Origin of the sequence: Bartonella sp. TT110JLCBS (assembly GCF_042193405.1) — a bacterium.
Lineage (GTDB): Bacteria > Pseudomonadota > Alphaproteobacteria > Rhizobiales > Rhizobiaceae > Bartonella.
This window is the reverse complement of the sequence record NZ_JBHILT010000037.1, coordinates 1-6,090: the sequence shown is the minus strand read 5'-3', so window position 1 is coordinate 6,090 and position 6,090 is coordinate 1. Positions and strand designations below refer to the sequence as shown.

Sequence of the window (6,090 nt, the reverse complement as noted above, 5' to 3'; positions counted from 1 at the left end):
AAGGAACTGATTTTAATAACGTATTACTTTCTTAAAAGAGGGAAACTATGAAAGATAGTAATTTACAAAACAATAATGAAAATACTCCCATCAATGATAACGATAATGTCTCTTTAAACGAAAATACTTGTTTAAAAGCCATTTCTTATGAACAAGCCTTGCAACAAAATGGTTGGGGGCAATTACAACCGATTGCTACGGCTCTCTTACCCGTCGAGCCTTTTAAAATATTCCTGCTTCCAACACCATTAATAAACTATGTTTATGACGTTGCTGATATTCAACAATCTTCTATCGATTTTGTTGCTGTTTCTACTTTATGTGGATTGTCTGCTGTCATTGGAAATGGCGTGCGAGTTTCTCCAAAACAACATGCCAATTGGAAAATTGTTCCTAATCTCTGGGGTGCCATTGTGGGGGAACCTTCAACTATGAAAACAGATACCATGGAAGCTGCTTTAGCACCTCTTGATGTTTTTCAAGAGGAATGGCATCAAGAATGGTTAAAGAAGAAAAAACAGCAAGAAACAAAAGATATTCTTATTGAATTAGACAAAAGAGAAAAGAAAAAACAAGCCTACAAAGCACTCAAAGATCAAGACGAGGAACAAGCCCTTGCTCTTCTTTCTCAATCTCTTGAACATAAAGAAAGTGAGGAAGATGACACGCTTAATAAACGACGTCTTATTGTCAACGATGTGACCGTCGAAAAGCTTGGGGAATTGTTAAAAGAAAACCCCCGTGATTTATTGTTGGTTCGTGATGAATTATCTGGTTTTTTATCCGATTTGGAACGGAAGGAATATCAATCAGACCGTTCTTTTTATCTAACAGCTTTTAATGGCAAAAAATCATACACCTATGACCGTATAGGACGTGGAACCATTTTTATTCCCAATGCAACCATTTCCATTATTGGGGGCATTCAACCTTCACGGATTATTCCCATTATTCAAGCAATGCACCATGGAACAAATAATGACGGCTTATTGCAACGATTTCAAATGCTGGTGTGGCCCGATGAACGAAAAGAGCGGTTATGGGTTGATAGACCTCCCAATCAAAAGGCATGGGAAAGTTATCAAGGAATTTTTCGTTCTCTTTATGATAAACCATTAGGATCACCAAAACACCCTATTACCATACGCTTTTCTGCTGAAGCTCAAGAAATGTTTCGTGTATGGTGGGAAAATTTTCAAAGAACAATCAAAGGAGGTCATTTCTCATCAAGTTTACAAGCGCATCTTTTGAAAATGAATAAAACCATACCAACCCTTGCATTGATTTTTGAATTGAGTGAAGGGGGGCGTTTTGAAATCAATAGAGATGCCCTTGAGAGAGCCTTATATTGGGAAGAATATCTGATAAGTCATGCAAAACGTCTTTATGCGGCGAATGATACATTAACAGCAGAGCGTGCAAAATTAATTGTAGAGCGCTGTGATCTTTTACCCAATGTTTTTACGGCAAGAGATATCTATAGACGGTGTTGGAGATCTTTAAAAGACAATGGAGCCGTTAAGCAAGCTTTAGAGCTTTTATGTCGTTGTAACTATATTCGTGAATTTCCTATAGAGGGGAATGAATTAGGTCGGCGTCCTGATAGACGGTATGAATGGCATCCTTTGGTTAAAAACAACAGCATAAAACAATAAAGAAATCTCTTTTGAAGTCTTTAAGACAACCACGCAAAACTCTTTTTATGGCATTCTCATCAAGGAACTTTTTTCCAAAAGCAAATGATCTGAGGACCTTATCAGAAGAGTTTTGTCAGTCTTGTCAGTTCATTCTAGCTCCTATATTATTTTTTTTAAATGAGAGAAAATTAAAAACATTATATTTCAATAGGTTAGTATTTTAACGATACAACCTATATCGACAATACAACCTTAAATACAATCAATAATATATATTTGTCAGTTTGTGTCTGTAAATTGAACTAACAAACTAGATTATTTTAGTGACTCATAAAATCTATCAAAATAATCATTATGATATTTTAAAAGCACATGCTTCATTTGTCTTTTTCCATAAAATAAACAGCAAATTTCACTATTTTGCTGATCTGATCTCTCTCATGGGCTGTGGATAAACAGCATTTAAAAAACTCTTTTGAAAAAATTATCGGCTTTTTTAGCATTTTTCTGCATTTTTTCTCAATTCGTTCAAAATGGATTTAATAAGCTTCATTTTAATTCTTTTGAAGAGACTTAAACCCCTTATACGAAAACGGAGCTCTGTTGTAACAGGGCGTGAACTGGATCATTTGCACGTGAATTATGAAACTGTAAAACCTTATCCCGTAACCTTTAAAAAAGGTAATCCAAAAGTTACAGAGATCTCTAATCCAGAAAAATTCTATTACGTGACTGAAATGAAATTCGCAAAAACAGGTAAAGAGAAAGATAAAACCACTGTTATTTATAATAACAATATCACAATAACAGATATCCCTCTTGACGCTTGTGAGTATATCGTTAATGGTAAATCCGCTCTTGAATGGGTTATGGGGCGTCAATGTGTTAAGACTGATAAAAAGAGTGGCATTGTTAATGATGCCAATCGTTATGCTGTTGAAACCATTGGCAACCCTGCCTACCCTCTAGAGTTATTTCAGAGGGTTATTACCGTAAGTTTAGAGACAATGAAAATTGTTAAGAACCTACCAAAATTGGAAATAAGAGAAACTGAATAACTTAAAAGCATGCTCACATAATGGGTATGATAAACTCATAAGGGGTATAAGGTTTTATACCTATAGGTTCTTATATCCCTTTTATAAATTGCTGACATACAATCTTTAAAAGGATAATTTATCATACGTTATTTAAAAAGAAGAAACTTGCACTTTTAGATACTCTTATTTACATTGCCTTTAAAAGATTAAACCGTAATCTAAAATGATAGCTTTATTGTTATCAGAAGCTTTATTTAAAGAGGGTTATGTATATTCATTTTCTTATATTACTTATAGGTTTTGAATGTTTCTACCCCCCCAAAACCCTTACAAAACATAGAGCATTAGTTGAATTTATAGGTTGTACTATTGATATAGGTTGTTTTTTGAAAAATTGATAAAAAATAACATATTGAAATATAATGACTTTTATTTTTTATTGAAAAATATGTAAAGGGGGGCGTAAAAAGCACCTCCAAAACTCATAACCATAATGGTCTTGATAGCATTTATTATGATTATAATCCCTTTCTTTTGAAAGGCTTTAAAAGATCACATACTCTCATAAGACATGTTTTAATCATTCACTAAATGATCACTTTTGTCGATTCAATGTACTGACATAAACTGACAAATATATATTTACAGTTGTATTTATTTGTTATGGCTGTTTTAATAAGTTGTATTTTGAAAAATTCATAAAACTTAACTTATTGAAATATAATGATTTTAATTTTCTCTCATTTAAAAAAAATGATATAGGTTCTAAAAAGAACTGACAAAAATGACAAAAGTTTATTAAAAGGGATTTTGCTCATCTCTATAATGATCAGTTTCTATTGAGATGTTTTCATAAGTGTTTTCATAATGGTCTATAAATCACAATTATCATATATCCTATTTATCATTTCTCTTATGAAACTGAAAAATGATGCCATGGCTATAAAGAACATAACAGCTATAGAGAAAGCGTAAAAACAGTAAACTTGAATACTCATATGCAAATGAAAGCATTTGTTATAAAGACAGTCCCTATAAAGGCTGTTAAGTCTAAAATGTGTTATTAAAAGAAATTAACAGAAATCTTAAAAGCCATTTAGTGACAAAATTGATAGGTTATAAAGTTTAAAATACGCATAATGAGAGCGTTTCTAAAATATTATAAATGTATAGATTCAGAAAATACGCAATCGTTTCACAAAGCCCGTAATATAGCTTTAAAAGCACATAAATATAAAAGAAGCAATTAATAAGCATAAGATATTATCAATACATAACGTATTTAAAAAATAAGAAAAAATATCAAAAAAGATAGAATATTATTTGACAATAAATACGTATTTTGTTATATAAATAACCAAGTGATGAAAACACTAAACATGTAGCGAAAAGGTTGCGATAAACCTAATCCTATTATAAAACTGGCTATCTTTTATGCTCTAATTAGCATATATGATGATTTTGTCGGGTGTGGTTATGCTATACAATACTCTTATGAGGAAGGCATAACAACGGACTACATGCCGTGTTTTCAACACCCGGCGCCTTTATAGGCTGTCAATTGAAAACACTAAATCATGTAGGTTTTAATTATGACAAATATCTCAAAAAACACCCCCATTATCTCTAATATTGCGAATGAAACCGCGTCTGTTAATCAACAAGAGCCTGCAAAAAAATACGAATTTATTGATGATTGTGAATATATCGATGGTCATTTCTTAACTCGAATTAGAGCCTTAAGAGATTTTGATGATGTCAAAAAAGGCGATTTAGGGGGGTATATTGAAAGTGAAGATAATCTCTCTCATGAAGGTAATTGCTGGGTGTATAATAAAGCTCGGGTCTTTCAAAATGCACGCGTCTTTGGAAATGCTAAAGTAAAAAGCTTTTTTGTTGATGTCTATGGTAATGCTCAAATTTATGGGAATGCTATTTTTGAAGGTATGACATTAAAGGACAATGCAAAGCTGTCTGGTAATGCGCATGCTAACAACGCCGTTGTAATTGAAGGCAATGCACAAATTTATGATAACGCCCGTGTCACTGATCATGCTCATATTTCCGATAATGCTGTCATTTGTGATGATGCCCATGTCGGAGGCAATGCAAAAATAAGTGGCTCTGCTTACATTTGTGATGAATCACGTGTTTTTGATGATGCCGTTATTTGTGATGCTCTTATCTCTGGTTCTTCATATATTCATAGCAATGCCTCTTTAACAGCTAATGAAGATATCTGTGATGATGCATATCCTGAGTTTGGGAGCGAAGATGATTATTATCGTCATGAGTATTATGCTGATTTTGAAGGGTATTATGACGATGATAATGACAGCGAATATGAAAGTGATGCTGCGTAAATGACACGCGCGGGCGGTGCGGGGGCGCCCTCCTTTAAACATCTCATTTAAAAATTTAAATCTCTATAAAGGAATTGTGCTCATGCAAAAGAAGTTTGCACTCACAAATGAAACGCGTGTAATTAATAATCATACCCTTTATCGCATTAAAGCATTAAAAGACTTTGCTGATGTTAAAGCAGGTACTTTAGAGGGCTTTATTGAAAAGGAAGATAACCTTTCTCATGATGGCAATTGCTGGGTTTATGATAATGCTTGTGTTGTAAAATCTGGTCGTGTTTATGAAAATGCAAAGATATATGGCAATGCTGCCATTGGTGGTTTTGTTTATGGCAATGCGCATGTATATGATAAAACCCGCGTGTATTTTGGAGCTCATGTTTATGATAATGCGCATCTTTCTGATAAGGTGTGGGTTTATCAATATGCAAGGGTTTATGGGAATGCAAAATTAACAGGAAGTGCACGCATTTATAGCAAGGCTGAGGTTTATGATCATGCTGTTGTAAGTAGCTCTTCAAAAATTTATGGCAAGGTTTATGGCAATGCTAGCGTGGGTGGGTATGTTAAGGTCTATGGTTCTGTTTATGGGAATGCAAAAGTGACTGGTTATCACACCATTAGAGGTTTGGTACATGGCAATGCAAGGTTAAAAAGAGATGGTTATTCATATGTCAAACAAAACTTTTATTATGCATATAGAATTCCTGAAGATTGTGAAATTTATGAAAACGATACCGTTGTAAAGATTATTGAAAATAACGCTGCGTAAATAATGCGCGGGCGCGGCGGGGGCGCCTGCTTTCCAACCCAATTTTTCCATTTCAAATTTTATCAAATGTTTATCACATTAAATTGTGAGGGTATCTCTATGTGCAAAAAATACGAATTAACCAGTGAAATCAAAAAAATCAAACATGCTCTTACTCGAAATATTATAAGCCTTTATCGCATTAAAGCTTTAAAAGATTTTGATGATGTACAGGCGGGGTCTTTAGGCGGCTTTATTGAAAAGGAAGTTAACCTATCCCATGATGGTAATTGCTGGGT

At 33.6% G+C, this 6,090-nt stretch carries 3 protein-coding genes and 1 pseudogene; all 4 read left to right on the top strand.

Annotated elements, in window-relative coordinates; genetic code table 11:
* The first annotated feature begins 47 nt into the window (after positions 1-47).
* Positions 48-1,655, top strand: coding sequence for a YfjI family protein (locus tag ACFILW_RS08580; protein ID WP_375685557.1), 1,608 nt, complete (start codon positions 48-50; stop codon positions 1,653-1,655).
* Between the two features lie 584 nt (positions 1,656-2,239).
* Positions 2,240-2,695 (top strand): annotated as a pseudogene (locus ACFILW_RS08575) (type ISP restriction/modification enzyme); the annotation flags it as partial.
* Between the two features lie 1,574 nt (positions 2,696-4,269).
* Positions 4,270-5,040, top strand: coding sequence for a hypothetical protein (locus ACFILW_RS08570; RefSeq protein ID WP_375637493.1), 771 nt, complete (start codon positions 4,270-4,272; stop codon positions 5,038-5,040).
* Between the two features lie 82 nt (positions 5,041-5,122).
* The gene (locus ACFILW_RS08565; RefSeq protein WP_375685556.1) at positions 5,123-5,812 is read left to right on the top strand and encodes a hypothetical protein; all 690 of its coding nucleotides are present in this window, start codon (positions 5,123-5,125) and stop codon (positions 5,810-5,812) included.
* The last annotated feature ends 278 nt before the right edge of the window (positions 5,813-6,090 follow it).